Raw genomic sequence first — 26,099 nt, 5'->3', positions numbered from 1 at the left:
CTGAGCATGTGGGCGTGGGTGAGATCGACATCGCGCACGTCGTTGGCGGAGTCGTTGTTGCCGAGCTGGGCGTCGGTCCACTCCCGGCACTCGATACGGAACTCGTCACCGGGGCGGACCATTGCGGCCACCGGAATGTCCGGGTGCCACCGGTTGTGACCAGGCACGGCCTGGTCACGCATTGACTTGCTCTGGTCGACGCTGAACACCACTTCAGGCATCAGAGTCACCCCTCTCAAGATCTACAAGCAAGGACGGCCACGGTATGTCGGCAGTGGCCGCCCTGGTCACGGATGCCTGGCCACGGGACCACCGGGGCGCGTCCCGGCCAGATGCGGGCGCGGGTGCGTCAGCGGCCACAGGCCTACGGCCATCACCACGCCCACCACGGCCAGGGTGATCGCGGTCGCGGTCGGGTTCCGCCAGTACCCGGACATGATCAAGAAGGCCGGGATCGCCGCCGTGACGATGCCCTCGATCGTGGTCACCCAGCCGGTGTAGGCGGTCAGGCCCTCCCATTTCAGGCCCAGCAGCAGGAAGAACAGCAACCACAGGAAGGACCAGTAGAGCCAGATGACCCCGAACGGCGCGTCGCCGAAGAGGCGGAAGTTGACGAACGAGTACCCCAGCGCCGCCGCGGCGACGAATAGGGAGAACCAGCCGACGCCGGTGCTGTCCAGGCCGGCGAGCAGGGTGATTCCTACATACAGGTAGGTGAACCCGAACAGGTAGATGCCCGAGGCGCCCAGGATCGTGTTCGGGTCACCGCCCGAGGTGAAGATCAGATAGGTCGGGGTGATGACCTGGAGCGTGCCGACGAACAGGTTGAAGACGGCAGCCGCCTTCGCGTCGACCTTCCCCAGGATCATCAGGCCGTTGAGGAACAGGACGGCACCGACGTAGAACAGGCCCACGGCTCCCATGAGCGACACACCTCCTGATGGCGCGGAGTGGTCACAGGGTCCTCAGGCGGACGGGTAGGCCCCCGCCGCGTCCAGACTCAGGGTCTGGGCAGCCCGGCCAGAGCCGGATGGGGCGGCGTCGGCGGGCGGTCGGCCCGCGGTGGCACGTGCGTCGTCACCACCGGGGCGTCGGCGCTCTGCTCCTGCCGCTCCACGAGCGCGGCGGTGCGCTTCGAGATCCGTCCCAGCATCGGAGCCGTAAAGGCCCGCCGGGCGCCTGCCGCGCAGACCGGGCAGCTCACCCGTGCCGGAGCGGAGCCGATCGGGGCTCGGACGTCGAACCTGCCGCACTCCACGCAGACGTACTCATAGACCGTCACCGCGCACCTCCCGGTCCGTCGCGGCCCGCCGGTGACATTCCTTTCGAGTCTTGCACGATGGCGGATCTCTCGCCATGCGGTTGAAGCGTGCGGACCGGACCTCACTGATCTGGCTACGGTCGACTGATCGGGCTGCTGCGGTCGCCGACCGGGCGCGGGCGACTCGCCGCGGTCGTCTACTGGCAGGCTTCTCGCCCCCGCGAGAAGATCCTCCCGTGGGTGATCGCTCCGCGATCGCCCGATCGCCCATGGGATGATCTTCAACGGTGAGGGGTTCAATGGTTGACAACAGCACGCCCGCGGCGGTTGGCAAGCGCCGCAGGATCGTCGGGGACGAGCGCGTCGCGCTCGGGGCGGACCTGGTCCGCCGGTACACGGCCGGGGAGAGCATCCGCGCTCTGGCAGCGGCGACCGGCCGCTCGTACGGGTTCGTCCACCGGGTGCTGGCCGAGGCCGGAGTGCAGCTGCGCAAGCGCGGCGGCCCGCGCCGCAGGAAGGCCACAGCCGAGCAAGGCGCAGCCGCACCCGGCGGCGCATCTGGCAAGCGCGCGGCCCGATCTGTGGACTGAGCCCGGCAGGGTTATCGCACGGCCAGGACGTCGACGATGAACCGCAGTGGCCCGGCGGGCTGCCCACCGGCCGGGTTGTCGCCATAGGCCAGGGCGGCGGGGATGTCCAGTTGCACGCGGCTGCCGACCTTGACCCCGGCCAGTCCCTGGTCCCAGCCCTTGATCACGTTGCCCGCGCCGAGGGTGAACTCGAACGGCTGCGAGCGCTTCCAGGACGCGTCGAACTCCTTGCCGGTCTGATACTGCACTCCGACGTAGTTCACTGTGATGGTGTCACCGGCCTTCGCGGCCGGGCCGCTGCCCTGGATCAGGGTCTTGACCTCAAGCTTCGCGAGGGTTCCGGTGCCGGCGGCGGCCGCCGGTTTCGTGCCCAGCGCGGGGTCGGCGCCGGGCGGCAGGGACGGGAACACGGCCTTGGTCGCCGTGGCGGTGCTCGCCGTCGGCGTCACCGCGGCGTCCGCCGCGGGCGGCGAGACCGGGTCGTCTGACCGGCCGAGCATCGCCCACACCACCGCCCCGGCGACGGCCAGCGCCGCCACCACGCCGGCCAACGCGCGCAGGCGCCGTCGGCGTGCCGCGGCCCGCGCCGCGGCCGCCTTGGCGGCCTTCGCCGCGGCACGCTTGTCAGCCTTCGTCATCGGCCGCCCCGGCTGCCGTCGCGTGCCTGCAGCGCTGCGTTCGTTCACCTGTCCTCAACTCCATGATCAGCTAACCCGTGCTGCTGCTGCGGCCCACGGCTGCCCGGCCGCAGGGTGCACATACTGTACGCACCCGACCAGCCCACTGCCTCCCCGTCTTGTCCGGGGGCCCACCGCCCACTCCGGCTGGCAGCCTGTGCGACGCTGCACTTCGCGCTGCGGACACGTCGAGCTGTCCGCGCACGGCAACGCGTGCGGCGGTCGCTGCCGACTCCGGGCCGACGGGGCTGTCGACCGGTTCGACCCCGGACGCTACTGGCCGGTGCTGCTCGGGCGGGAAAGCCGGCAGCGGCCGAACGTGACCCGGCCCGCCGCTGCGGGCAATAGCATGATCAGGTGATGTTCGACGCGCCGGAACCGGCTGCGCGTTGTGGCGAGTCGACGTGGCTGGCGTATACGGAGCTGGAGTTCTTCTTCTGCATCACCTCCACCCCGTGGCGGCGCCCGGACCGGCAGCCATGCGCACTGCAACAGGGCCACGCCGGCCCTCACACCGCCCTGATCGCCCAACACGAACGCCAGGGCGATTCCCCCTGGTGGCTGTACTGGGACGCCACCGGCCACCACTGGGCCAAGGCCACCCGCTGCCTCGCCCACCGCACCGCCCACCCCGACCAGGACGCCTGCCAGCTGCCCGCCGGTCACCACGGCCAGCACAGCTGGCTACTCGACACCGGACCACAGCCAGCCACACCCGTCGCGTGACCGAGACGTTCCCGCGTGGGCGTCAACGCCGCCAACGGCCCGTCACGGACCTGGGTTTTGCCAGCCCGTCATGGCAGCGGCACGCCCGCGGGCACCCCACCAGCAGATAGTTCACCCTGCCGGGGTGTCGGCACCGCAGGCCACGGCCGGGTCCGCTGGCTCGATGTCGAAGACGGGATCGCGTTGCGCAAACCGCGCAGGTAGGGGGCCCGGCCGGCCGAGCAGCCAGCCCTGGCCCAGCGACGCACCGATCCAGCGCGCGACCTTCAGGTGGCAGGCTGTCTCGATGCCCTCGGCGACGATCACCGCGCCGCTGCGGCACGCCTGCGCGCGCACGGCCGCGACGACCGCACGCGCGGCGGGGGTGCCGCAGCCGTGCACGACACTACGGTCGATCTTGATGATTTCGGGGTGCAGCAGCCGCATCATCTCCAAGCCGGCCGGGTCCGCGCCGACGTCGTCCAAGGCGATGAGCATGCCGCGACGGCGCACGGCCTCGGCCGCTTCCAGCACCGCCGCCGTGTCGCCAGTCAGGGACCGTTCGGTCAGCTCGACGACAATGCTCAGCCGCCGTGCGGCGGCCTCCAGCTCCGGGAGCAGCTGCGGTGGTGGCCGGATCCGCGCGCTGGACGGTTCGGCGTTGACGAACAACGGCACCCGGCGGGGCAGGCGTGCACTCAGCGCGTGGCGGCACGCCGCCGCCCGGCAGGCCCAGTCGAGCTCCTGGGCGCGGTGCACGCACGCCGCGTAGCCGAACATCGCCTCGGGCATCGCGAGCGCGGTCCCGGCCGGTCCACGGGCGAGGGCCTCGTACGCGACGGTCGTCCCGGTGCGCAGCGCGACGATCGGCTGGAAGACCGGACGGATGGCCTGCCCACGGTCTTCGATCAGCTCCTGCAACAGTCCTGCACGGGCGTCCTCCAGGACCACAGCCCTGTCCACGGTCGGCACCTCCACCCCGCGCTGCGGCACCAGCCAGCCTATCGCCGCCCTCCAGCCGCCGATGCCGGCAACGCGATCGGCATGGCGCCCGCACAGGGCGCAGCAGGCCGCCGCATCCGACGAAAACAGCGGAAACGATGCCGGCTGCCGGAGCGGATCCGACGCCGCGGGAGCGCATAGGCCGAACGAGCTGCTGCTGGAGCACCAGGACTCGAACCTGGACGAACTGAGCCAAAGTCAGCCGGGCTGCCGATTACCCCATGCTCCACCGGGCCCACTCCCGCAAGCACCGCCCCATGACTGTAACCGGCCGCTCCGCCGCTGCCTGCCCCCGGCGGCAAGACCCGCAGGCCGAGTGGCGACCCTAGACATCCGGCTCCGGTAGCCGCTGCCGTTCGTGGTCCCACGTAGGCCGCTTGGGCGAAATACCCTTCGTCCGAACAGGTGATCTTGGCCGCTGCGCCCTTTCTCGCTGTTGGCGGGGGCGTGAGCTGCCGGTATGAATACGCAACCCTCCGGGGACGTGTTCGCTTCGGCCTGGCGCCGCACAGGGTGTGGGAGACGGCGCCAGGTGTCCCCGAGCTCCTGGTCGGGAGGCCGGCGGGCGGTGCCGCACGCGATCACCCCTCGGTCGCACGGCGGCACCGCCCCGGTGGGCCCTGCGCTGCGGCAGGCACCTGGTGACCGAGAAACGGTTGCCAGCCCGCGGCGGCCGGAAGGAGGTCGAGTGATGTTCGGTGGGCCGAGACTGGCCTCCCGCTGCGGGCAGCCCGCCCTGCTGACGCCTGCCGAGGCGCAGTTCGCGTCCCGTACCGGCTCGGCACCGTGGCGTCGACCGAGGCCGCAGATGTGCGTCCTGCAGCAGGCGCACGCCGGGCCGCACGCGGCGGCGATCGTCTACCACGACGAACCGCACGCCACCGAATCGGACGCCTGGTGGCTGCTGCGGGACACCGACACCCGCCGCTGGGCCATCCTGCCGCTGTGCCCCGCCTGGCGCGCCACAAACCCCGACTACGACACCTGCCAACTACCCAAACACCACGACGGCCACCACAGCTGGCTGCTGTACGACGCCGCATGACACGATCACCCCGAACAGGCAGCCGAACGCGGTGTCCCGCCTGCCGACCGTTACCTTTTGATGTCCCCAGCCAGGGACGGCGTCTGCCAGGGCAGCGTCGCCCGGAAGGTGTGGAAGCGGCTGGCGCGAACGGGAGCCCCCGATGCTTAGGTATCGTTAAGGTGGATCTACAATGTGGACAGTCGACATGGTTCCGGTTCCTCCGCCTGCGTCGACAGCTCTCCAGGGGATGTCTGGGAGAGCGGCTGCCCGGCGAGACGAGGTCACAGCCGCTGCCGGGTGGCAGCCTCAGCGGTCACTCACAAGTCGCGCTGAGGCGGCTGGCCCGGCGACGCTCCCGTGCCGTCGCCGGGCCAGCCACCAGCGGCAAGTCGGACTTCCCACGTTAACCGGCTTTCAGTAGCTTGGTATGATCTGCGTGGTTCGCCCGGTTTACCCCCACGGTCGCCGCGGCAGCCACTTCGAAGGGGTTCGGAGTAGCCTGCCCACCGCCGTCTGGCACGCCGCTGCAGGTGGACAGGCGACCTCAGTCTGCGTTGGGCGCAGGCTGAGGCGGTCCGGTAACCGAGCCATCACCGGACCGGCCGCAACCGGCGCTCGGGCGAGGGTGTAGACGCTCAGGTCGCTGGGTAATAGGCCCCGCGCGGAATACAGGCTGTTCCGCCAGCACAGGGGCTGTCGGGAGCACCCAAAGACGAGCACGCCGCAGTGGCTTTTCCCAGCGAGCTGCTCGACCTCGCCGAGCGCATGGCCGGACCCAACAGCATGGCCGACGCCGTTGACCTGACCAAGCGGGTCGCCGCGCTCGTGGCCACGGAACGGACGAGCTCGCGTGAGCATGCTCGCCTGCGCGGAGATCATCAACCATCTGATCGTGTTCAACCAGGCAGGTCCCTTGGTCCTTCCGGCCTTCGGCGAACTCGCGCAGCTCGGGCCGGACGTCGCGCAGGAGCTACGTGCCGCCGCGACAGGCGTCAACGCGCTCGTGTACGCCCGCACAGTCGAGCAGCCCGAGATGACCGAGGCCGCACTGGCGTACCTCGGCTGCTGCGGCCACCTGAGCATCGAGCCGGACGAGCAAGAACACCTGGTCACGGCGCTCGGGCTAATGCTCAAGGCCATGAAGTTAGGGCTGTGCGGCTGGTAGGCAACTGCCTCGATCGGGCCGGCCGCCGTACGCAGGAAGCGGAGCTCCCGGTAGAAATGCGGCTTGTCCGCCAAGACAACCGCCTACCGAGGGAGCTCCGCTGTCCGGTCAGTGTGTCATCACCCGCGAGATCGCGGTAGCAGAAGGTGTCTTCGCCCCGGGCTATCTGGGCGAGTTGACGCAGGTCGTGCCGTTCGAGATGGTCGACGAGGTCCTCGCCGAGTGCGGCGCGGTCCAGCAGCGGCTGCGGAAGCTGCCTGCGCGGGTGGTGGTCTACCTGCTGCTGGCTGCCGCTCTGTTCCAGGAGTGCGGCTACCTGGCCGTCTGGTCCAAACTCACCAGCGCGCTGGGCAGTCTGCCGATACCGAAGATCACCGCCACGGCGCTGTGGCACGCCCGGTGCCGGCTCGGAGTACGCCCGCTACGAGCCCTGTTCGACCTGCTGCGCGGCCCGGCCAGCGCGATACGCACCGCCGGCGCCCGCTGGGCCGGTCTGCTGGTCGTCGCGATCGACGGCACGTGCCTGGACGTGCCCGACGCCCCCGCCACCCGCGCCCACCTGGGCAAGGGCTCCAACCAGTACACCGCCGCGTCCGGCTACCCGCAGATCCTGCTGGTCGCCCTGGTCGCCTGCGGCACCCGGGCGATCATCGACGCGGTCTTCGGCCCCGGCACCCGCGGTGAGAGCACTCACGCCAAGCGGCTGACCCGCTCACTGCACACCGGCATGATCGTGCTGCTGGACCGCGGCCTGTCCGGCAACCCGCTGCTGGAGGCCGTCGCCGACACGGGCGCGGCTTTCCTGGCCCGGCTGTCGGCCCTACGCAAGCCGCCGGTGCTGCGCCGCCTGCCCGACGGGTCATTCCTGTCCACGCTCGGCCGGGTCGCCGTGCGCATCATCGAATGCGAGATAACCATCGACACCGCGGCCGGGCGACGCACCGGCGTCTACCGGCTGGCCACCACCCTGCTCGACCACCGCCGCCATCCCGCGTTCGACCTGGTCAAGCTCTACCACGAGCGCTGGGAGATCGAATCGGCGTACTTCGCGATCAAGAAGACCATGCTCGGCCGCCGCGTCCTGCGCGCCCGCACCCCGCCCGGCATCGCCCAAGAGGTCTACGCCCTGCTGACCGTCTACCAGGTGATCAGGATCGCCATCACCGACGCCACCACCACCGTTGCCGGCGCCGACCCCGACCGGGCCAGCTTCAGCATCGCCTTCCAAACCGCCCGGGACCAGGTCATCCAGGCCGCGGGCGTCCTCGCCGGCACCGTCATCGATCTCGTCGGCGCCATCGGCCGCGCCGTCCTCGACCGGCTCCTGCCCCCACGCCGCCTACGCCTCAGCCCACGCGCAGTCAAACGCCCCCTGTCCCGCTACGCGTACAAGAGCCTGCGCGTCGACCGCCGCACCTACAAAGCGACCATCAGCATCGACATCCTGGGCGAGCCCTAACTTCATGGCCTTGGGCTAATGCTCACGTTCATCGGGGGCAATCTCCGGGTACACGACCCTCCGCCTCCCTAGCGGCCGGCCTGACGGACACACCCGCCACCCCGGCCGCGAAGCGACCAGCGCGAGACCGGGACCCCGCCACTGAGCCATCGTTAAGGCTATCCTACAATGTGGACAGTCGCTGCGGTTCCGGCCCCGGCACCTGCATCGACGACTCCAAGGGAGTTTGGAGATTCGTGCCCGGTGACCGTCGTCACGACCGACGGTCACCGGGCCGATACGCCTCAGCGGTCGCTCACAACCAGCTGAGGAAGGCTGGCCCGGCACCTCCCAAGTGCTCTGTTGCCGGGCCGGCCGCCAACCCGGGTGCATCGCGGTTCTGTCCACCGGTGGGCTCCTCTTCGAATTCTGATCAGCCCGCAGGCCGACACGCGCCCATGGCCAGCCGTTTCTTCGCTCGTGGCCGAGGCTTTGGAGCTGCACGCTCCACGGCCTCGACCCAATTCGATGCAGACACCGGATGGGCACCCTGGGTACTGGGCGGCACCTGGCCAGGCCCGGCCTGGGTGCCACCGTCACCCGGCGGACCGGTCCAGCGCGTGCCGGCCGGAGCACCACGCCCGCATGATCCACGCCGCGATCACCTGCGCCTCGGACGCGAACATATCAGCCGTGAACTGCTCCAACGCCACCTTCTCGTACGCCGTGGCGACATCCACACCCGCCGCGGCAAGCGCTCGGCCCAGGATCAGGTGGCCTTCACCCGCTGCAGCTCCACATCCAGCAGCGGCAGACCGTGCGCCGACGCCGACGCCTGCCGCAACACCTGATCATGGTCGGCATGCGGTCCCCAGTCCACGGCCCGCTGCTCGGCCTGCTCGACCTGGAGCGCCCGCACACGCTCCAGCTCGTCCAGCTCCGTATCCCGCTGCTCCCGCGCCCGGTCCGCCCGCCGGGCCTGATGCTCCAGCAGCTCCGCCGCCCGGACGGCCGCCTGGTCTCCGCGCCACGCGAGCGGCTCCAACGACTGCGCCAGCTCGTGCGCCGCCAACAACACCGCACCATGCAGAACGCACCCGGTCGTCTCGCCGCCCAGCAGATCCAGCGCCCTCACCCGTCGACAGCACCCACACACGCCCGCGAGTCCTCCTCGCGCGCAGCCGCACACCTCCTGATGCCTGTCACGCCGCCCGGCCTCCCGGGAAACCGGCGGCCCTGTACACCATGCCCCGGTTCTCCGCCCCGAATAGCCGCCGAGCACCCAGCGTCAGCGCCATATCCGGGTTCCAGTCGTTCCTGCTGCCCCGAAGACCAGTCTCCGTGCTCGACCGATCTCCAGTCGCCGCAGCCCGGCGCCCCAGCTTCTCAAGCTTGCCCATGTCGGCCGTTGACCGCGCTGTTCGCGCAGAGGCGGGATGTCAACGCTCTCGCAGTCTTGACCCAGTACGAGTCTGGGAAAGTTAACCCACCCATGGGCGTGGTCAGTCGCGGCTGGCGCGGTTCTCCTTGGCCAGGAGTTCGCGGCGTTGGCGGGTTCGGTAGGAGTCACCGGTCAGGGTGAGGACCTCGGCGTGGTGGACGAGACGGTCGATCATCGCTGCGGCGACGACGTCGTCGGAGAACGTCTCGCCCCAGCGGCCGAAGGGCAGGTTCGAGGTGACCATGACCGAGCCGACCTCGTAGCGTGATGCGATGAGCTGGAAGAACAGGTTCGCGGCGTCCTGGTCGAAGGGGATGTAGCCAACCTCGTCGATGATGATCAGCCGGTAGCGGCGGATCTTCTTCAGCTCCGCGTCGAGGCGGTTCTGGTGGTGGGCGGCGCCCAGCCGGGCGATCCAGTTGCTGGCGGTGTCGAACAGCACCGAGTAGCCGGCCTGGCAGGCTTTAACGCCGAGACCGATGGCCAGGTGTGTCTTGCCGATCCCGGGCGGGCCCAGCAGGATCACGTTCTCGGCCTTCGGGACGAACGTGCTGGTGGCCAGGTGCGCCAGGACGTCGCGGCGCAGCGAGGGCAGGTGGTCGAGGTTGAAGTCCTCCAAGGTCTTGACCTGCGGGAAGTGGGCAGTGCGGATCCGCATCACGGTGCCCTTGGACTCCCGGTCGGCGACCTGGCGCTGCAGCAGCGCAGCCAGGTATTCCTCGTGCGACCAGTTCTGGTCGCGGGCCTGTTCTGCTAGCTCCTCCCAGAACGCGCCGATGGTGGGGGTCTTGCACCCTGGTCAGGTAGGAGATCATGGACGGCATCCCGTCCTTGGGGGTGCCGGCCTGGGGTTTCGGCTTGGTAGCCGTGCTCACTGGTGACTCGCTTTCGTTGTCGGGTTGGTGAAGTCGACGCCGAACAGGGCGTCGTAGTCCGGCAGTGCCCGCAGCGCGACGGCGTGGCCGTCGGTGTGGTGGCGGACGGCTGCCTGACGGCGTTGGCGGTCCTCGGCCAGGGCCTGGCGCATGCGTTCGGCGGTGGCCTTGTGGACCGGGTCGGTGACCAGGCCGTGCTTGGCCCAGGATCGGTCGTGGCGGGCGACGACCTGCCCATCGCAGAACACGCGCACGGTGTCCAGCGACGCGGTCACGTCGACGAACCGGCCGATCGAGCGCGGGTCGACGGAGTAGTCGACGGTGTCCACGCGCACGTAGTAGTCGCGCCCGAGCCGGATCCGGTTGTTCAGGCCGGTCGGTGGGTCGACCGGCGGCAGCGGGATCATCGACAGGTAGTCGGTCTCCAGCAGGTCGACCGGCCGGCCGTGGATCGAGCGGACGGTTCGGGTGTTGGCTCTGACCAGCCAGTCGGCCAGCTGGTCGTTGAAGTCGGCCGGTGAGGTGAACAGCCGGCCGGGCATGAAGGAGGTCTCCAGGAAACCGTTGGTCCGCTCGACCATGCCCTTGAACTCCGGATCACGGCGTGGGGCCAGCCGGATCTGCGTGGCCAGGGTCCCGGCGAACGCGGCCGCCGGCGCCGAGACCCGGCCGGTCCCGCCGATCGCGGACTCCCGGTCCCAGACCAGGGTCTTGGGCACCCGCCCGACCTGCGAGATCAGCTGCCACATCCCGGACAGGATGTCGCCTGCCTGCCGCGACGGAATCATCACCGCGGTCATGAACCGGGAGAACCCGAGTGTCATGACCAGCACCGGCAGCTTCGTGCGCGACTGGCCCGGCGCGACCGGGATCGCCGTGTCGGGAACCCACAGGTCGCACTGAGCGATCTCGCCGGGCTCGTAGACCGTCCGGTCGACTGGGTCGATGCCGACGTACTCCGGCCGGATGACCGCCAGCCGCTTGCGCAACGGCGCCATCGAGTGCGGCCATCTGATCCGCTCGGCGATCACCGGCCCCGGCATCCGCGGCCACTCGGCCAGCAGCGCCCTGATCCGGGACTCATACGGGTCGACGATCGAGCCGCGCGGACGACGCTCGTACTTCGGCGGACGGTCGGACGACAGCGCAGCCCGCACCGTGTTGCGCGCGATGCCCAGCCGACGAGCGATCTCCCTGATGGGCACGCCCTCCGCGCGATGCAGGCGGCGGATTTCTGCCCAGTCCTCCACTTTCAGCACCCTCCTCACATACAGGAGGGGTTATTTTCGGAGACTCACAGCGGGTCAGTCTTCAGGAAGCGGCGACACGGGATCTTCGCGATCAACGACGCGATGCGGACATGCAGCCAGTTCCGCGGAGGTAGCACGAGTTCGCCAAGTGGCTCATCGACGCAGTCAGCACGCGGGCCGACCGCTACTGCGTCATCGGCGCGGCCACCCGCCTGTTGTGCCGGGCCTTCATGTACGCGGCGTGAGGACGCGGCTGACGGATCTCCACGCCGCGGCGTGCACCAATTATTCACGCCGAATACCGCAGGTCACGAATACCTACACTCCGCCAGCCCCCCGCCTCGACCTCGACCCGGCCGACACTCCGCTCTGGTCCTACCGGCGAACATGAGTTCCGCCGAACAGGCAGACCAGACAGCAACGGTCTTCCGCATCCACCGCGCTTGATGGTCTACTTCTAGCAAAGGTGGTGCGCCTTCCCCCGTGGGCACACCACCTTCATCGTGTCCTACCTCCGCGTTCTGCTGGCCGCACAAGAGGGCTCCGCGATGGAGCCGCAGCCGCCACCAGGACGGAGAACAGCGATGGCGAGGACCGCCAACCCCACCCAGTTGAAGCCCGGCGATTGGTTCATCGATCGCCAACGGGAGGGCCGCCGACCGGCCAAGGTCGTCAAGGTGGTGGGCACCAAGGCCGGCGAGGTGATGTTCGAGCTGGACGACAACACCCGGTACGGCGCGTGGGTCGCCTCGTACCCGGTTAGCGAGCAGCTGGAGCGCGCCTGAGGCGGCGGGCCCGGCCGCCGCGCCGCTGGTCGGCGGCCGGGCCCGCCCCTTCACGACGGGAAGGATGGACCAGTGAACTTTCAGCCGCACCTCGCGCAGCTCGTGCTGGCCGGAGCGAAGACCGTCACCCGCCGCCTCGCCAGCAGCAACCCGCGATCGCCCTGGAGCATCGACGGGTGCGGGCTCAGGGTGGGCGCCGACTACGCCGTCTGCCCAGGCCGAGGCAAGCACGCCATCGGCCGCGCCCGCGTGGTCAGTGTTTCGCTGATGCCGCTGGGGCACCTCGACACGGCGGAGGCCCGCCGCGAGGGCTTCGACAGCCCCGATGCTTTCGAGGCCGCGTTCGCGCAGATCAACGGCCGCTATGACCCTGCGGCGTTGGTGTGGCGGGTCGAGCTGGAACTCGTCGTGCCCGGCACCCCGCAGTCCTGCGACGGTGTCACGACACCGTCGGATTCGCCGTAGCGCCCAGCATCTGCTGCAGCGGGTCGAAGCCGGGTGGCGTCATCACGCCGATCAGCTCGTGCATGTACTGCGGGACGATCACTGGCAGCAGCCCGAACTGGCCGTCTGGTATGGCCTGGCGCAGCACCCGCAGGGCACGGGCGGTGTAGAGCAGCATCACCGTGTCCGACGCCCGCGATGCCAGCGTGGGCCGACGTTCGCGCAGCACCGTCCGCACCGTCAGCCGGTGCAGGCCGATGGTGCTGCCCATGCACCACAGCAGCGCCGCTGGGCCGAGTTGGCCGCTGTCGAGCTCGGCCTCGACGTCGGCGGTCAGCTGCAGCGCCCATCCGCGCTGGGCACCAGCCGCCTCCCATGCCAGCCGCAGCTCCGCCGGTTCCGCCTGCTCCACGACCCGCAGCAGGGCCTCGCGCATGTCGCCGGCGGGCACCATCGTGAAGCCCGCCTCGTCGCCGATCTGGGTCAGGTCCGGGTTGTCCTCGTACTCGAGCATCGACGCGATCGGCAGGGCAGCGCCGTCTGGGCTCATCGCCCGCAGCATGGCCGCCATGACCGGGCCCCCCAGCTCCTCACCGCCGCCGAGCATCGTCGCCACCGACAGCGCGTCGACGTCGCGGGCGCTCATCGGATCCGGCACCGCCGGGCCCCGGTCGTACCGGGCGATGGACTCGTGTGACCATGACAGCACCTTCGCCAGCCGCTCATCGATACGCCGCATCCGGCGCGGCATCAGGACGCCGCGCCTATGACGGCCGAGTTCCCGCTCGGCGACCTCCCAGGCCCAGTCGCTACGGTCAGCGCCGACGGCGGACAGCTCATCTTCGGCCTGGAGCCTGATCCGGCTGATCGTGGCGGCCAACGCGGCCCGGACCGCGGAGTCCGGCACCGACAGGCCGGCGTCGAAGGCCCGCAGTGCCAGATCGTGCGGTCGGCGTCCCGCCCGCGCCTCTCTGCCCAAGAACTGCACCAGCTCGGCCGCTCCAGGTGCTGGCACCGAGGTGCTGCCCCTGCCCCGGCCGAGTGGCCGCTGGGTGTTGCGCGGCAGCAGCCCGCCGGCCCGCCACCGCTCCAGCTGCGAGGCAGTAACCCGCACTCCGGCCGCGTCGGCGTGGTCGATCAGCATCTGGTCGGCGGCACCAGGCGTTCGGCGAGGCATCGTCCGAAGATAGCGGCCCATGGCCTGGATGGCGCCGCGTCACGGCGCGCAGCGAAGCATCTGCCACTCCAGCTCGCCGCCGCCTGGCAGTCCGAGCAGGTAACGCCGCAGTTCATCGCGCGACGCGGAACAGAACTCCACGCCAAAGATGATCTTGTTCAATCTCTACGCCGCCGAGTGCCGCCGGCGTAAGTCATGGTGTCGACGTCGCCTAGGCAATCGGGATGACTTGTGGCTGCCGCGAGCCTGCTCAGGCGTGTCTGGCTTCCTGTTTCGCGGCGTGATCGGAGAGGGCCGGGCTCGACGTTGACGACGTCGGCCCGGCCCCGGTGGCTGGCTATCGCTGGTGCTGCTCGATGAGCTCGGCGGTCTCGACGACGTTGGCGGGCCGGTCGGCGGCGCGCAGCTGCTGCGTGTCGGCGGTGCCGTACCGGCTGACGGCCCACTCCGTCCACTGGGCGGCCAGGCGCGGCCAGTCCTCGCTGGTCGGCCCGCACTCGGGGCAGGTCGCCTGTTTGCGGCAACCGTGGTGGACCTCGCCGTCGTGGTCGCAGCGGTCCCAGGCGCATTCGTCGTGCGAGCAGTGCGGGCCGTACATCACGATCGTCATCGTGGGCTCCTCGATGTCGGGGCGGCGGCCGCGAGCAGGCACAGCGCCCGGAGTTTGTTGACGTCGGGCTCGGTCGAGTCGCACACCCAGGACGACACGAACGCGCCGACGCGGCCGCCGGGCATGACGCCGGGCTGGTCGGGAACCAGGGATCGGCCGGGGTGCTGGGCCAGGTCCTCGGCGGCCATCTCCACCGCGCCCTCGGCGATTTCGTAGTGCTGGCCGTCGCCGTCCAGGTCGACGCCGGGCGTCTCGGCGGCGTGCTGGGCGTACGCGACGATGGCCACCGTCCGGGCGACGTCGCCAGCCCCGCGCCAGGCGGCCATCAGGTCCGGGTCGCTCATCATCGTCCGCATGAGCGAGCCGACGTCGGCGCCCGGCGGGGCCTGCTCGGCGGCGGCGTCGGCGGCCGCGCGGACGACCGTCACCAGCTGTGTCACAGCCACGGCTCCGGTCAGCGCCGCCATCACCTCAGCGGGCAGGTCGTCCTCCACGAACGCTATCTCGACCATGGCCGGCTCGGCGCAGCCGCACGGCACCCGCAGGTATACCTCGTCGGTTTCGTCGGGGTCGTCGGGCTGGGTGAACGCCTGAATGAGGTTCCACTGCCTGCCGTGGCAGGACGGACATCGGGGCTGCTGGTGGAGCTCGGCCAGCTCGTCGTCGACGTCCCAGTCGATGTGCTGCATCGGGGAGCACGCCGTGTGGCGGCCTCGGCCGCATCCGCCGCAAACGGCGCACAGGACATCGACCAGTATCTCGACGGCTTCGCTGGCGGCCATGGTGAACTGGTCGCCGGTGACACCGCGGCCCTGGCACGCGGGGCAGCGCAGGGCGGGGTCGTCGACAACCGGCGGCGCTGGCAGGTAGAGGGTCTTCACGGTCGGCTCCGCTCCTGGTCGGACGATGGACGGGTGATCCGGACGTGGCCGGTCTTGGGACCAGTCGGGCGGTGCAGGCCGGGCACCTGGTGGCGCAGGCGGCGGGCGATCCAGCCGGGCAGCGCCCGGACCGGCAGGTCAGCGGCGACGGTGTACGGGCGGCCCTCGACGACCGAGCCGGGGCCGACGACGTACCCGCCGAGCGTGCGGCCGGGCGCTCGGACGTCGACGCCGGCGGCGAACGTGCCGATGCTTGACACGACCGTCCAGGCCGGGGCGGCGAAGTACAGGTGCAGGCCGCCGCCACCGGTGGCCACGGTGAACGTGTCGGACCACGGCTGGGCGCGTTCGGCGGCCAGGGCGGCGAGCGCGGCCACGCCGTCGACGCCGTCCTTGCGGTCCAGGTCCAGTACGACCAGGTTGCTGGCGCGGCAGCCCACGCCGATGTTGCTGCCCTGCGGCCAGCTCTGGTGCGGGTCGGCGCTGGCGCGGGCCTGCCAGCCGCCCGGGGCGAGCTTGCTGCCAGCGGGAATGGGGAAAACCGCCAGGCCGCGCGCGAGCAGCGCGGCCAGGCTGATCGTGGGCTCGGCCATCAGGCGTACTCGGGCTCGTAGCAGCTGCACGAGTAGTGGCTGTCGGCGCCGCACTCGCCACACCACGGGTCGTCGCAGGTGCACCGGTAGCCGGGGCCGGCGCCGCAGTCCCCGCAGCCGCCGTCGTAGCCGTCGTCGCCGTCGTCGAAGTCGACGATCCGCACGCCCTCGTACTGGACGGCCACGCCGGATACTGGGCGACCCCACGGCACCTCGGGCAGCTCGACGAAGCCCTCGACGTCGTCGCCGCAGTCGTCGCACGCATGGAAGTCCGCCCACATGCTGGTGTTCTGCCCCGGGGCGGCGAGCCGGTCGAAGTGGACCATGCGGCCGGGGCATGCCTCCGGCCCGCCGTCGGGCTCGCAGGGGCTGCCGTGCAGGCACCGGCCGGCGCACCGGCACGGACGCTGTGCGGTCAGCGGCCGCCACAGCGACTCGGTGCGGGCCCGCTGGGCCGGGGTCGCGTCAGCGGGCAGGGCCCGCCAGCCGAGCTCGTCCACGGTCGGCGGCTTCCAGCCGGGGGCGGCGTCGTCCGGGCGGATCAGCTCGTCCGGGTAGGGAGCCAGGAAGTGCGGCTCGATCGCCGCAGCGGGGGCCGGCACGGTCACGGCCACGCGGCGCAGCGCCGCGGTGTAGGAGATGCCCTCGGCGGCGGCCAGGGCACGCGCCTGGCGCTTGCGGGCCTTGTCGCTGGTCATGACGGAGTCCATTCGGCAGGAGGTCCCACGCCCCTCCGCCACAGGCTCGACGTCCACAGCGGAAGGCCACTCGCGCGAGTCGTAGACCCTTGTCCTCGTCGCCTGCGACGGCGTGGGCGTCGACAGGCTCGGAGTCGGGCGGGCGCGGCCGCCGAGCCCTCAGCGTACGCCGTCGGCCTGACACGTGGTGACGATCTCGCACCGCCCAAGGGCTCGGAGAACTGGAGCCGAAGGCACCTTATGAAAGGTCGCGGACCCGTTTAGAGCCCCGCGAGCTTTGCCGGATCGCCGAACCAGCTGGCTGGTTACCTGGCATCACCGCCCAGCCGGGGCGCCTGATCTGTGGAGGACGACATGGCCCGCACCCGAACCACTTCCGAGGACCCGCAGCCACCGCTGCTCGATCCGCGTACCGGCCTGGTAGTTACGGGCGCGGTCGGCGCCGGCCTGGCGGCCGCGTTCAGCAACACCTGGGCCACCGGCATCACCACGGCGATCGCGGTGCTCTTGGCCTTGCAGCAGGTAGTCGGTCGCTGGCGCCGGTAACGGTGCTGGGCACTCCTCGGGTGAACAGGTCGGGTTGGCGTCAGCCTGGCGGTCGTCGCGCCGTGGTGGTGGCCGTAGACCCGGCGATCGTCCACGGGGCGGAGGTCGCCCAGCGCTGCTCGGCGAGGATCGCCGCCGCAACGCGAAGTGCCCGCACCAGGCCGGTTCCCCGGTCGCCGATCGCGTCGCGGATCGGGGCGAGGTGGTCGGCGAGCGTCCGGCGCAGCCACCAGCGGCCCTCACGGTCGCAGCAGACCTCTACCCGCCAGAGGGCCCGGCTCCACACGGCCTGGTGTTCTGCCCGGCCCAGCCGGGTGCTCGCCTCAAGACCGAGCTGCTGCCAGGGCATGACGGGAACCTGGCGGCGGGTCGCCGCGAGCACGTCTTCGGCGCAGCGGATGGCGTCCTCCAGGCCCGTGGCGGAAAGCGGCGCGGTCACGCTGAAGCCTCCGCCGGCGAGGTGCATCTGCCAGCGCCCGACGGCGTCGCGGCGCACGGTAACGGTCTGCTCAGCGTCGGGAGCCGCCGCGAGGGCAGCAGCGGATCGTGTGGGCCTGGCCGTGGCCATGGTGGACACCTCCTCGGAGCTCCGGGCACGCCAGTGTCCTCCGACCGTCCGACGCCGACCAGCAGTGTTCCCGCTGGTCGACCGGCTGACCTCACAGACGAGGCTGCTCGCGCATCTATCTCCGGGCGGCAGTTGGGCCGCCAGGAAGAGGTGACACCGTGGAGACCCCCAACCAGACCACCGGCGGCGTCGCGCCGACGCGCCCGACGACGCCGTCCGCGCGCAAGCGGAAGCCGGCGCAGCGGCCGCGCCGGGGCGGATGGACCAGCGGCCAGGTCATCGTCGCCGTGGAGGTGGCCACCGGTTGCTGTGTCACCACCTGGCTGGCCACTGAATCGACGCCCGTAACGTTGAGTGTCGGCGCCGGGGTCACCGCGCTGCTCGGGCTGGCGTTCTACCTGCACCGCTGACACCGCTAAAAAATCTTGAAGTCCCGACCTCACAAACACACCGGGGTCGGGACCTTCCCTATGACAGGCATACACATACCGATCGGAGTGTCCCAGTGATCCGTGCGGACACGGGACCGGGGGAAGTCTCCCCGACCCACATCGACCAGCACGCCGCCCCGCCGGCGATGTCGGTCGAAGAGTTCTTCCTCGCTCACGCCGACCGGCTCGAGAACCTGGCGCGGTGGTTCGGTGCGACGTCTGACGCCGACGCCGAGGATGCCGTGAGCCTCACCATGATCGACATGCTGAAGCCCGGCCGCTGGGAGACCATCCGCAATCCGGTGTGGTACGCCAACCGCGCCGTCATCACCCACACGATCAGGCGGCGTAGGGAGCAACAGCGCACGTCACCGCTGACCGACGAGCTCGAACCCTACGCCGATGATCCCGCGCTCCTGGAGTGGGAGGCGAGCCAGTGGATCGAGCAGATGCTGAAGCAGCTGCCGCCCAAGCAGCGCGAGGTCGTCGAGTGCCACCTGCTCGGCGGCGAGACGTACAAGGATATGCAGGCCCGGACCGGGCGCCGGGAGGCAGCGCTGCGGCGCAGCCAGTCCGATGCCTTGACCACATTGAGAGCAATCGGCCTATCCGACGGCGAGATCATGCCGGCGGTCACCGTGGCGACGAAGCGGGAGGAGATGCGATGACCCGCGACAACCACTCCGACGACCTGAACGCCCAGCGTGACGACCTCCTCGACCAGCTCCTGAGCAGGCCACGGCGTACCGCTGCGGAGAAGCTGCGCTGGCTCGACGAGATCAAGAAGCGGGCGGCCGCCCAGCACTCAGAACCTCGGGCACCCCAGTCCACCCCCGCCCCGGCGCAACGTGAGGACCGGCGCCTCATTGAGCTGCTCGTCACGGGCCACCTCGCTCCCGACGCTGTGGAGCACGTCCTCGGCCAAAACCTGTGGCAGGCGATCACTTCCGCCACCACCGCCGCGGTCGAGGCGGAGAACTACGCCACGGCTACCCGCGAGGCCGCCGACCAATACGCGCGCCAGGTGCGCCGCGAGGCCGAGGCTTACGCCGACGCCCTGCGTCGGGAAGCGGAGCAGCAGGCCGAAGCCACGATCGCCCAAGCCGACCAGTATCAGGACCAGGCGCTGGCGAATGCTGCCGCAACGCAGCGGCAAGCGCGCACGGAGGCCGAGGAGATCCTGCAGGCGGCCCAAGCCGAGGCCGAGTTCAATGCCTTCACCCAGCAGGTACTGGCCAACTGGATGTCCGCGCCCACCGACGAACGGCCGGAGCTGGAAGCGCTGGCAGCCCGGCTCGATGCCGCTGTCGACCACATGACAGCACCCGCGGCCTGGCGGGTGGCAAACCTCGGGTTCGCCTTCGTGACGGACGGAAAGCTGGAAGCGCTCAACTCTGCCGCCGGGATCCTGGCCGGCGTTGGTCGAGATTCCCTCCGCCTCTGGGACGACGTGGGCGCCGATGCTGACGGCGGCCGCGATGTTCTTGTTTGCTCAGGCGGTCAACGGCTGACCTACCAGGTCAAGCGGTGGACGCAGCTGGTCGATGGACTCGCCGACCGCGATGACCTACGCCAGTGGATGAGAGACAAGATCGAGGCTTGCTGGTTTGTGCTCTACTCCCACCTTCCGGGCGAGTTCGACGCTCCACACCTTCCAGCGCTTCGGTCCGGTTCCTACCGCAGATCGACCACGATCCGGGCAGTCTGGGACACGGACGTCCTGGCACAGCCGCGGATCCTGATGGTGGGCACGTGCGACGCTGCTGAGGAAGTCGAGCCGAAGCGGGTCGTGCTGCAGGGCGAACTAGTCGATCACGACGTGGAGGGTGCCACGTCTCGATGATCGCGTCGGGGGCCGCTGGAATAAGCGGCCCCCGACGCCAGACGACAGACCGTTAGCCCTGCCAGCCCGGGATTGCCGCCCGCGACGAACGGTTCGCCCAGCGCAGCAATCGGCGGCGGCCGGCTCCGCCATCAACGCGCGGAACTCCAGAGATGAACACCGCACCCAGGTCGAGCCAGTCGTCGAAGGTCACCGGCAGCTGCGACTCCGAGCCGAGCAGTTTCGCGATCTCCTGCGGGGTCCAGCCCTCATCCAGTTGAGGCGCCCACGACCCGAGGCGGTCAGTCCAGAACGCCCGTCGACCGGGCCGGTACTCGCTGCGCACCATGATGAAGTTGGTCCAGTCGTTGTTGTCGGCGCCGCCGACGAAGACGCCCGGAAACAGCGCTCGCCGGGGCCATCCCGTCCACGCGGCCGCGAAGTGGTCTTCCATGTCCAGCACCGACAATCCGCCGGTCCAGCCCAGGTGAGCGCAGCCCAGCGCCAGACCCTGTCCGACGATCGCGTGCTGTTTGTCCCGCAACACCGCAGTCACCTCTCCCGCGTTCGGCCCAGACATGGTCCCGCGAGCAGGCGGGCCGGGCAATTCATCGGCATCTCCGGCCACCATCCACGTGTGCTCAGACGCCCGCCACTTCGGGGGTGCGCGCCGCAGACCCGCCTGGCGGACAATGCTCTGGTGGAACTGCGTGAGATCGAAGCGCTCGTCCGGGACACCTACCGCGCCCTGCTGGCCTCGACCGCCCTGCCGGGATGGGGCCGGCTTGGCAACATAGTGTCGCTCGACGAACTGCGCGCCGCTCTGCCGGGCACGATCCCCCGGGACCAGGTCGACGCGGCCCTGTTGAACCTCGCCGCCCACAGCGACGTGCATCTGATCCCACGTTCGGATCAGCGCAACGCGCACCCGGTCGACCAGGAGGCCGCCGTGTTCCGGGGTGCCACGCACTACCACGCGGTCATGATCGATCCGGAGCCGTCGCCCGAACTGGTGGCGGGGGCGCTGCGGATGCAGACTCGCGATCGTGCCGAGTCCATGGTCGCGGCGCTAGACGACCGTACGGCAGTCGCGGTGGCTGGCCTGATGGGCGTCGACCCCGGCGAGGGCGCCCAGGCTCTCCGGCAGCGACTGGTCGCCGTCTCTGTCGCCAACCACGATGCCTGGCTGGCCGCTGCCGTGCAGGAGCAACAAGACGGCACGCTGCTCTATCAAGCTGAGCACGACCCCCACGGTTTGTCCGCCGATGACCTCGTCGCGGTCCAAGCAGCGGCCGAGCGCCATGCAGGCAATTCGGCCAGTTGGCCTCCGATGCGCCGTCGGGCCGAGCAATGGCTGGCCGACCCCGGCCCGGATGCGCAGGCAAGCAGTCCTGCGCACCTGGCCAGAACGTCGTTCGCACCACCTCCGGCAACAGGACCCGCTGTCCCTGCGTCAGCACAGGCTGGTGTTGACGCCGCCGTTGCAAGCCAGCAAGTCGCGCCCACCAGGCGCCGATGACAGCGCGGGGGGCGGGACCGATCGGTCCCGCCCACCGCGGTTCGGTTTACGGCCTGGCCGGTGCCCTCATGACCAGAACGAGCCCGACGAGCGCTGCGGGCGCACGCGGACGTCGATCCGGCCGGAGCCGGATACGCGGTCGGCCAGGTGGCGCGTGACCGTGTCGAGACGCATGTTGCCGCTGCCGGAGATCGACAGGTTGGCGTCGCCGGCCGTTCCCGCGAACGCAACCGATCCGGAACCCGAGATCCCGGCGTCGAAGCGTTCGACCTGCCCGTGCGCGATGCGCACGTCGCCGGAGCCGGTGATGCTCAGCTCGGCCGCCTTACCCGTGATCGAGCCGATCTGGACGTCGCCCGAGCCGGTGATGTCGATTCGGGTTTCAGCCACCTGGCCGGCCTGCACCTGACTGTGTGCCTTCAGCCGGAGGTCGAGCGTACCGAGCGTGTCACCGATGACGTACGTTCCGCCGACGCTGTCATCGACCGCCACCGACGTGTGGACAGGCACCTCCACCGTGACGGTGATCTCCTGGTAGCCCTCGGTGCCACCTCCGGGCGTGATGACATTGCCGTTGACGACGATGGGGCCGTTGGCGCCGGAGATGTGCACCCCGTTGCCGAACACCACCATGCCGCTGGCCGACATGTTGCTGATCGAGGTGACTCCGCCACGGCCGCTCATCGTGATGTTCACGCCGCCCCGGCCGCGCGCCGGCCCGCTCACGACGAGGGTGTCGCCGTTCACGCCGTGGCGGATCTCGTCGAGCTGCTTCTGCGGTCCGGTCAGCGTCAGCACCATCTCGCGCGATCGGCGCCCCGGCACGACGCGTACGGTGCCGGGCAGATCGGCCAGGCGCAGCTTCGTGGCGCGGTAGGTCTTGTCGGACATCGTGATCCTCTCGTCGCTCCTTGCGGTGCGGGGAGTGAATCAGCGAGGTCGGTCACGGCATCGGCTCGAAGATCGGCGGTTCGCGGTGTCGAACACAGTGGTTCAGTCGGTCGGCTGACCTCTGCCTACGCCTTGGATGATGTCGGCGACGTCGCGCCCGCCGTCGGTGAGCTGCATCAGCAGGTCGTAAGCCTCCACAGGCAGCCAGCCCTGTTTGCGGCCAGCGGTGACGAGCAGTCCGGCAAGCACGACCTTGGCGACCTCCGGCCCGTACTCGTCCACGATGCGGGCCTGCAGTGCGTCCGCCTCGGCGGCACGGCCGGCTTCCACGTGTTCGAGCATGGTGCGCGCCAAGAGGCTGGCCCGGGCGACGTCGCCGAACATCTTGGCCTCCTCCGCCGAGGTCGCCCCTTCGGAGACGAGATACCCGATCGCCTTCTCCGCCTCTTCCGGACGACCGGCGGCCTGAGCCTCCTGCGCTTGGCGGCCGATGTGCACCTCGAAAACCTCGGGCAGCGGCGGAACGGGGATCGACACAGCGTGTCCTTTCACCAGCAGTCTCAGCTCGGCCGGCCCGGCGAGCCCTCGAACGTACTTCGCCCGGCGCGCATAGCCCAGACATGTGCCGCATTCACGACACTCGCGGCGCGACACGCCTGAGTCCGATTCACATATTCGCTGGTGGCGTATCCTTTTCCCGCATCCGGTGGCGCTCGGAAGCGGTGATAAATGACGAACTTCTTCGAAGAGAAGCGGCCAGCGGCGATCCTCAAGCACGCGATCCTCGACAACTACATCGGCCCATTCGCCGGGAAGACGGGGCTGTACTCCCCCGGCAACCGGGTCGCGTTCATCGACGGGTACGCCGGCGAGGGTCGTTACGAGTCAGGTGACGAGGGCTCACCGTGCCTGCTGATGCGCCACGCGCGAAGGCTGGCCGCCATGCGCCGTCCACGTCAACTGGAGTGCTTCTTCGTCGAGGACGATCCCCAAGTCTTCGCCAAGCTGCAGCAGGTGGTGGCCTCGGAGGGCGCCGGGCTGCAGATCGCGTTGGCACAGGGCAAGGCAGCCGCGCAATTGCCCAGCCTGCTCTCGCAGGTGGCAGGTCTGCCTGCGCTGGTGTTCCTGGACCCCTTCGGTTTGATGGTGCCGTTCGAGACCGCAGTCATGCCGTTCATGGCACGCCCCGCCGGGTACGGCACTCCGCCCACCGAAACCCTGATCAACTTCAACGCCTCTACCCTGCGCCGAATCGCGGGGCACCTGACCAGCCCTAAGGCATTCGAGAGCACGTTGGTTCGGATGGACGAGGTCTTCGGCAGCGCGGACTGGCGGGACATCTGGCTGCAGCACGCGCCGGCGGGGTCGACCCAGGCGCAACGGGAGGCTGCCGAGACGGCCGTGGTCACCGAATACAGCCGCCGACTGGCCAAGGCGGCCGGATCGGGTTTCTGGTACACCGAGGTCTTCAACCGAGCTGGCAACCGGCCCGTCTACTACCTGGTCTTCCTCACCCGTCACAAGGACGGCATGTCCTCTTTCGCCGAGGCGCTGTCGCTGGGCTTGGAGAGGTGGCGCGAAGCACTTCACAAGATCGAGAATGCGGACTCACTGTTCGGCGACGACAGCGCGTTCAAGGCAAGCGAGGACGCTCTCGCTGAGGCGTGGGTCGACGAGATTGAGGCCAACCTGCGCAAGCAGCTGGCGCTGGGACAGCCATTCCGGGTGGTGGACCACTACATGCAGGTGCTCGGCGAAGCCTTCGGGCAGGCCCGCGAGAAGCACCTCCGGAAAGCATGGAAGCGGCTTCACGCCGACGGCACGACCCTGGTCGACTCCTCGGGCAAAGACTTGTTCACGAAGACGATCGCGCCAGCGTGAGCAGGTCTTGCTCCCCCGCGGTAGGCATCTGGTCGTAGACCTGGCCGTCGAGGGTGCGGCCTCCTGCCTTGGGCGTGGGGCCGCCCCACTGCTTGAAGAAGAACGGCACCTCGGCCTTCGCGCAGAGGTCGCGCAGCTCCCGGACCCAGTCGGCCTGGATGGGCCGGTGCCCCTTGCCGCTCTCGCCCCCGGCGATCAGCCAGGAGATGCCGTCCAGGTTGAGGCCGTTCAGCGAGCCGAGCAGTGGCTCGGCGGAGATGAAGCGGACCGCGGCTGGAACCTTGCGCAGCTCGTCGACGCGCCACAGTTGCGTCGCCGTCTCGACGCTGACGCCGAGCCACACGTTCTGGGGCCACGGCAGCTCGCCGGCGAGGCGGACTGCGCGCAACGGGCGCTTGGTCAGCAGCTGGTAGGTGTGGCGGGGGGTGTCGGCCATGACTCGGAAGACGTCCTGGATGAACGGGGTGGTGACGCGGGCGTGGAACATGTCGGACATGCTGTTGACGAACACCACCCGAGGCGTCGACCACCGGTGGGGCAGCTGCAGCGCGTCGGGGTGCTCGGTCACGGCGAAGCCGGGCCCGCTGGTGCGAGGATCACCGTCGTTCTGGTACTTCGCGTTGCCCATCGCCTTGAGACGTTTGGCCAGGGTCAGGGCGTAGCAGTTGTCGCAGCCGGGTGAGACCCGGTCGCAGCCCGTTACTGGGTTCCAGGTGGCTTCGGTCCACTCGATCGCGCTCTTGTCACCCATGCGCTCACGCTACCGGCTGGGTGTGTCGCGGCCGGGATGCGCCTTGCCGGGTTCGGGCTGGTTCACGTCTTGCAGATGCCTTTGACGGATTGTCGGCACCGCGACGTGCTACTGGTCCCATGGGTCTTCGAGCGGCAGCACGGGGGCCTGCTTGTCGCCCGCGAGGTAGAGGTCCGGCGTTCGGGTGACGATGTAGGCGTCCAGCCGGAAGGCCAGCCAGACCAGGTACGCGTGATGCAGGTTGGCCCAGCTGCCGCTGTGCTTGAGGTAGAGCCCGAACTCGCGCCAGGGCGCGGTTGGCGGGAACTCCACAGCTCGATGGTGCGCGCGCAGCGTTTCGAGGTACTCCAGCGGGTAGCCGGTTCCGACGGCCTCGGCCAGGCAGAAGGTGGTCATCCCGAACGACAGCCACTCTTCGCCGTCCAGCGCGTCCGCGTCGTCGCCGTCCATCTGTTCGGGTTCGAGCTGCAACAGTAGTTCGCCTACCGTGGCGCTTACGCCGTACGAGGTTATAGCCGAGCAATCCAGCAGAAGTCGAACGAAGGAGTCTTCGCTCATGCAGCGTCACCGAGCGCACGGGCGCGGGCGGCCTGGTGCTCGGGAGTGCGACGGTCCGTGTTCACTCTGGCGATGGCCGAGCGGGCCCAGCGGCGCGCGGCCGCGCGGCGCTCGTCCGACACCGGGGCACCGTGCGCCTGATCCTCCAGCTGGTGGGTCAAGGCCGCCCAGGTGGCGGTGTCCATGGTGCCGGTCTGCTCTGGCATGGGGAAATGGTACGCCTGTCTGATAGCTGCGCTCAACGTCTCGGCCTGGTGGTGCTCCGTCGCCATACCGACCCTCTCCTGTCGGCGTGGTTGGCCGGGCGCTAGGAGCTGTTCGGGGTTCGGATCATGTGGTTAAGGCGAGGCGTTTCAGCCACATGATGGAGCCTCTGAGGTGGAGTCCAGCGGTGAAGCTGTCGGGGTCCTTGTCGTAACGGGTGGCCAGGCCACGCCAGGTCTTGATCTTCTGGAAGCAGCGTTCGACGACGTTGCGCCTCTTGTAGCGCTGCGGGTCGAAGGCGACGGGCCT

34 protein-coding genes, 1 tRNA gene and 2 pseudogenes are annotated in these 26,099 nt (G+C 69.8%); 13 read left to right on the top strand and 24 right to left on the bottom strand.

Annotation, left to right across the window (positions count from 1 at the left end; all coding sequences use genetic code 11):
• From AB0J67_RS26360 to AB0J67_RS26350, 3 genes are all read right to left on the bottom strand, one after another.
• Positions 1-221: acetamidase/formamidase family protein (locus tag AB0J67_RS26360; protein WP_363486135.1), on the bottom strand; the 221-nt coding region annotated here is incomplete at its 3' end.
• A 66-nt stretch (positions 222-287) separates the two neighbouring features.
• Positions 288-923 (bottom strand): AmiS/UreI family transporter, encoded by a 636-nt coding sequence (locus AB0J67_RS26355; protein WP_363486134.1) that lies wholly within the window; start codon positions 921-923, stop codon positions 288-290.
• Positions 924-1,000: 77 nt separating this feature from the next.
• Positions 1,001-1,282: an FmdB family zinc ribbon protein gene (locus AB0J67_RS26350; RefSeq protein WP_363486133.1), complete on the bottom strand. Its 282-nt coding sequence runs from the start codon at positions 1,280-1,282 to the stop codon at positions 1,001-1,003.
• Between the two features lie 278 nt (positions 1,283-1,560).
• On the opposite strand from AB0J67_RS26350, the gene AB0J67_RS26345 reads away from it, so the two are divergent.
• The gene (locus AB0J67_RS26345) at positions 1,561-1,851 is read left to right on the top strand and encodes a helix-turn-helix domain-containing protein (protein WP_363486132.1); all 291 of its coding nucleotides are present in this window, start codon (positions 1,561-1,563) and stop codon (positions 1,849-1,851) included.
• Between the two features lie 11 nt (positions 1,852-1,862).
• On the opposite strand, the gene AB0J67_RS26340 is transcribed toward AB0J67_RS26345, so the two are convergent.
• Positions 1,863-2,489, bottom strand: coding sequence for an FKBP-type peptidyl-prolyl cis-trans isomerase (locus tag AB0J67_RS26340; protein ID WP_363486131.1), 627 nt, complete (start codon positions 2,487-2,489; stop codon positions 1,863-1,865).
• Between the two features lie 396 nt (positions 2,490-2,885).
• Between AB0J67_RS26340 and AB0J67_RS26335 the strand changes: the two genes are divergently transcribed.
• Complete coding sequence (locus AB0J67_RS26335) at positions 2,886-3,254, top strand: hypothetical protein (RefSeq protein WP_363486130.1); 369 nt, start codon at positions 2,886-2,888, stop codon at positions 3,252-3,254.
• Between the two features lie 111 nt (positions 3,255-3,365).
• On the opposite strand, the gene AB0J67_RS26330 is transcribed toward AB0J67_RS26335, so the two are convergent.
• Both AB0J67_RS26330 and AB0J67_RS26325 read right to left on the bottom strand, forming a co-directional pair.
• Positions 3,366-4,196: an EAL domain-containing protein gene (locus AB0J67_RS26330; RefSeq protein ID WP_363486129.1), complete on the bottom strand. Its 831-nt coding sequence runs from the start codon at positions 4,194-4,196 to the stop codon at positions 3,366-3,368.
• A 196-nt stretch (positions 4,197-4,392) separates the two neighbouring features.
• Positions 4,393-4,464 (bottom strand) — tRNA-Gln (locus AB0J67_RS26325).
• Positions 4,465-4,923: 459 nt separating this feature from the next.
• On the opposite strand from AB0J67_RS26325, the gene AB0J67_RS26320 reads away from it, so the two are divergent.
• The 3 genes from AB0J67_RS26320 (at position 4,924) to AB0J67_RS26310 (ending at position 7,886) form a co-directional block, all read left to right on the top strand.
• Positions 4,924-5,280: a hypothetical protein gene (locus tag AB0J67_RS26320; protein ID WP_363486128.1), complete on the top strand. Its 357-nt coding sequence runs from the start codon at positions 4,924-4,926 to the stop codon at positions 5,278-5,280.
• An 832-nt stretch (positions 5,281-6,112) separates the two neighbouring features.
• The gene (locus AB0J67_RS26315; RefSeq protein WP_363486127.1) at positions 6,113-6,427 is read left to right on the top strand and encodes a hypothetical protein; all 315 of its coding nucleotides are present in this window, start codon (positions 6,113-6,115) and stop codon (positions 6,425-6,427) included.
• Between the two features lie 175 nt (positions 6,428-6,602).
• Positions 6,603-7,886 (top strand): IS4 family transposase, encoded by a 1,284-nt coding sequence (locus AB0J67_RS26310; RefSeq protein WP_363486126.1) that lies wholly within the window; start codon positions 6,603-6,605, stop codon positions 7,884-7,886.
• 575 nt (positions 7,887-8,461) lie between these two features.
• Here AB0J67_RS26310 and AB0J67_RS26305 read toward each other — a convergent pair.
• The 4 genes and pseudogenes from AB0J67_RS26305 to istA all read right to left on the bottom strand — a co-directional run bounded on the left by AB0J67_RS26305 (position 8,462) and on the right by istA (position 11,440).
• Positions 8,462-8,605: a hypothetical protein gene (locus AB0J67_RS26305; RefSeq protein ID WP_363486125.1), complete on the bottom strand. Its 144-nt coding sequence runs from the start codon at positions 8,603-8,605 to the stop codon at positions 8,462-8,464.
• A 29-nt stretch (positions 8,606-8,634) separates the two neighbouring features.
• A complete protein-coding gene (locus AB0J67_RS26300) occupies positions 8,635-9,000 on the bottom strand; it encodes a hypothetical protein (RefSeq protein ID WP_363486124.1) in 366 nt (121 codons plus the stop codon).
• A 367-nt stretch (positions 9,001-9,367) separates the two neighbouring features.
• Positions 9,368-10,130, bottom strand: a pseudogene (gene istB / locus AB0J67_RS26295) (IS21-like element helper ATPase IstB).
• A gap of 47 nt (positions 10,131-10,177) precedes the next feature.
• On the bottom strand, positions 10,178-11,440 hold the full coding sequence (gene istA / locus AB0J67_RS26290; protein ID WP_363486123.1) for an IS21 family transposase: 1,263 nt from the start codon (positions 11,438-11,440) through the stop codon (positions 10,178-10,180).
• Positions 11,441-12,015: 575 nt separating this feature from the next.
• Here istA and AB0J67_RS26285 point away from each other — a divergent pair.
• Both AB0J67_RS26285 and AB0J67_RS26280 read left to right on the top strand, forming a co-directional pair.
• Positions 12,016-12,216: a hypothetical protein gene (locus AB0J67_RS26285; RefSeq protein WP_363486122.1), complete on the top strand. Its 201-nt coding sequence runs from the start codon at positions 12,016-12,018 to the stop codon at positions 12,214-12,216.
• Between the two features lie 72 nt (positions 12,217-12,288).
• Positions 12,289-12,681 (top strand): ASCH domain-containing protein, encoded by a 393-nt coding sequence (locus AB0J67_RS26280; protein ID WP_363486121.1) that lies wholly within the window; start codon positions 12,289-12,291, stop codon positions 12,679-12,681.
• Here AB0J67_RS26280 and AB0J67_RS26275 read toward each other — a convergent pair.
• The 6 genes from AB0J67_RS26275 to AB0J67_RS26250 form a co-directional block, all read right to left on the bottom strand.
• Positions 12,656-13,837, bottom strand: coding sequence for a hypothetical protein (locus AB0J67_RS26275; protein ID WP_363486120.1), 1,182 nt, complete (start codon positions 13,835-13,837; stop codon positions 12,656-12,658). The two genes, AB0J67_RS26280 and AB0J67_RS26275, sit on opposite strands and share 26 nt — an antisense overlap.
• 39 nt (positions 13,838-13,876) lie before the next feature.
• Positions 13,877-13,999: a hypothetical protein gene (locus AB0J67_RS26270; RefSeq protein WP_363486119.1), complete on the bottom strand. Its 123-nt coding sequence runs from the start codon at positions 13,997-13,999 to the stop codon at positions 13,877-13,879.
• Between the two features lie 175 nt (positions 14,000-14,174).
• On the bottom strand, positions 14,175-14,447 hold the full coding sequence (locus AB0J67_RS26265) for a hypothetical protein (protein WP_363486118.1): 273 nt from the start codon (positions 14,445-14,447) through the stop codon (positions 14,175-14,177).
• A complete protein-coding gene (locus AB0J67_RS26260; protein WP_363486117.1) occupies positions 14,444-15,328 on the bottom strand; it encodes a hypothetical protein in 885 nt (294 codons plus the stop codon). The genes AB0J67_RS26265 and AB0J67_RS26260 overlap by 4 nt, the downstream gene beginning before the upstream one ends.
• Complete coding sequence (locus tag AB0J67_RS26255) at positions 15,325-15,921, bottom strand: bifunctional DNA primase/polymerase (protein WP_363486116.1); 597 nt, start codon at positions 15,919-15,921, stop codon at positions 15,325-15,327. The genes AB0J67_RS26260 and AB0J67_RS26255 overlap by 4 nt, the downstream gene beginning before the upstream one ends.
• Positions 15,921-16,619, bottom strand: a complete 699-nt coding sequence (locus AB0J67_RS26250) for a hypothetical protein (protein WP_363486115.1) — start codon at positions 16,617-16,619, stop codon at positions 15,921-15,923. The genes AB0J67_RS26255 and AB0J67_RS26250 overlap by 1 nt, the downstream gene beginning before the upstream one ends.
• A gap of 354 nt (positions 16,620-16,973) precedes the next feature.
• On the opposite strand from AB0J67_RS26250, the gene AB0J67_RS26245 reads away from it, so the two are divergent.
• Entirely contained in the window at positions 16,974-17,165 is a 192-nt protein-coding gene (locus AB0J67_RS26245; protein WP_363486114.1) for a hypothetical protein, read from the top strand.
• 40 nt (positions 17,166-17,205) lie between these two features.
• Here AB0J67_RS26245 and AB0J67_RS26240 read toward each other — a convergent pair whose 3' ends face one another.
• Positions 17,206-17,661: a hypothetical protein gene (locus AB0J67_RS26240; RefSeq protein ID WP_363486113.1), complete on the bottom strand. Its 456-nt coding sequence runs from the start codon at positions 17,659-17,661 to the stop codon at positions 17,206-17,208.
• 230 nt (positions 17,662-17,891) lie between these two features.
• Here AB0J67_RS26240 and AB0J67_RS26235 point away from each other — a divergent pair, with 230 nt between their 5' ends.
• The 3 genes from AB0J67_RS26235 (at position 17,892) to AB0J67_RS26225 (ending at position 20,007) form a co-directional block, all read left to right on the top strand.
• Positions 17,892-18,143, top strand: coding sequence for a hypothetical protein (locus AB0J67_RS26235; protein WP_363486112.1), 252 nt, complete (start codon positions 17,892-17,894; stop codon positions 18,141-18,143).
• A gap of 95 nt (positions 18,144-18,238) precedes the next feature.
• Positions 18,239-18,832 carry an RNA polymerase sigma factor gene (locus AB0J67_RS26230; RefSeq protein ID WP_363486111.1) on the top strand — a complete coding sequence of 198 codons (594 nt, stop codon included), beginning with the start codon at positions 18,239-18,241 and terminating at the stop codon, positions 18,830-18,832.
• Positions 18,829-20,007, top strand: coding sequence for a hypothetical protein (locus tag AB0J67_RS26225; RefSeq protein ID WP_363486110.1), 1,179 nt, complete (start codon positions 18,829-18,831; stop codon positions 20,005-20,007). The genes AB0J67_RS26230 and AB0J67_RS26225 overlap by 4 nt, the downstream gene beginning before the upstream one ends.
• A gap of 52 nt (positions 20,008-20,059) precedes the next feature.
• On the opposite strand, the gene AB0J67_RS26220 is transcribed toward AB0J67_RS26225, so the two are convergent.
• On the bottom strand, positions 20,060-20,533 hold the full coding sequence (locus tag AB0J67_RS26220; RefSeq protein ID WP_363486109.1) for a hypothetical protein: 474 nt from the start codon (positions 20,531-20,533) through the stop codon (positions 20,060-20,062).
• 153 nt (positions 20,534-20,686) lie between these two features.
• On the opposite strand from AB0J67_RS26220, the gene AB0J67_RS26215 reads away from it, so the two are divergent.
• On the top strand, positions 20,687-21,505 hold the full coding sequence (locus AB0J67_RS26215) for a hypothetical protein (RefSeq protein WP_363486108.1): 819 nt from the start codon (positions 20,687-20,689) through the stop codon (positions 21,503-21,505).
• 66 nt (positions 21,506-21,571) lie between these two features.
• Here AB0J67_RS26215 and AB0J67_RS26210 read toward each other — a convergent pair whose 3' ends face one another.
• Positions 21,572-22,396, bottom strand: coding sequence for a DUF2807 domain-containing protein (locus AB0J67_RS26210; RefSeq protein WP_363486106.1), 825 nt, complete (start codon positions 22,394-22,396; stop codon positions 21,572-21,574).
• Positions 22,397-22,498: 102 nt separating this feature from the next.
• Positions 22,499-22,933: a hypothetical protein gene (locus AB0J67_RS26205; protein ID WP_363486105.1), complete on the bottom strand. Its 435-nt coding sequence runs from the start codon at positions 22,931-22,933 to the stop codon at positions 22,499-22,501.
• 192 nt (positions 22,934-23,125) lie between these two features.
• On the opposite strand from AB0J67_RS26205, the gene tcmP reads away from it, so the two are divergent.
• The gene (tcmP, locus tag AB0J67_RS26200; protein ID WP_363486104.1) at positions 23,126-24,277 is read left to right on the top strand and encodes a three-Cys-motif partner protein TcmP; all 1,152 of its coding nucleotides are present in this window, start codon (positions 23,126-23,128) and stop codon (positions 24,275-24,277) included.
• Here tcmP and AB0J67_RS26195 read toward each other — a convergent pair.
• The 4 genes and pseudogenes from AB0J67_RS26195 to AB0J67_RS26180 form a co-directional block, all read right to left on the bottom strand.
• Positions 24,252-25,028 carry a phage Gp37/Gp68 family protein gene (locus AB0J67_RS26195; protein WP_363486103.1) on the bottom strand — a complete coding sequence of 259 codons (777 nt, stop codon included), beginning with the start codon at positions 25,026-25,028 and terminating at the stop codon, positions 24,252-24,254. The genes tcmP and AB0J67_RS26195 overlap by 26 nt on opposite strands.
• A gap of 108 nt (positions 25,029-25,136) precedes the next feature.
• Positions 25,137-25,499: a hypothetical protein gene (locus AB0J67_RS26190; RefSeq protein WP_363486101.1), complete on the bottom strand. Its 363-nt coding sequence runs from the start codon at positions 25,497-25,499 to the stop codon at positions 25,137-25,139.
• 83 nt (positions 25,500-25,582) lie between these two features.
• Positions 25,583-25,792 (bottom strand): hypothetical protein, encoded by a 210-nt coding sequence (locus tag AB0J67_RS26185; protein ID WP_363486100.1) that lies wholly within the window; start codon positions 25,790-25,792, stop codon positions 25,583-25,585.
• A gap of 124 nt (positions 25,793-25,916) precedes the next feature.
• A pseudogene (locus AB0J67_RS26180) lies at positions 25,917-26,099 on the bottom strand (IS5/IS1182 family transposase); the annotation flags it as partial.

The organism is Catellatospora sp. NPDC049609 (genome assembly GCF_040675365.1).
GTDB lineage: Bacteria > Actinomycetota > Actinomycetes > Mycobacteriales > Micromonosporaceae > Catellatospora.
The sequence above is the reverse complement of the archived record's forward strand: the minus strand, read 5'-3'. Positions and strand labels throughout refer to the sequence as shown.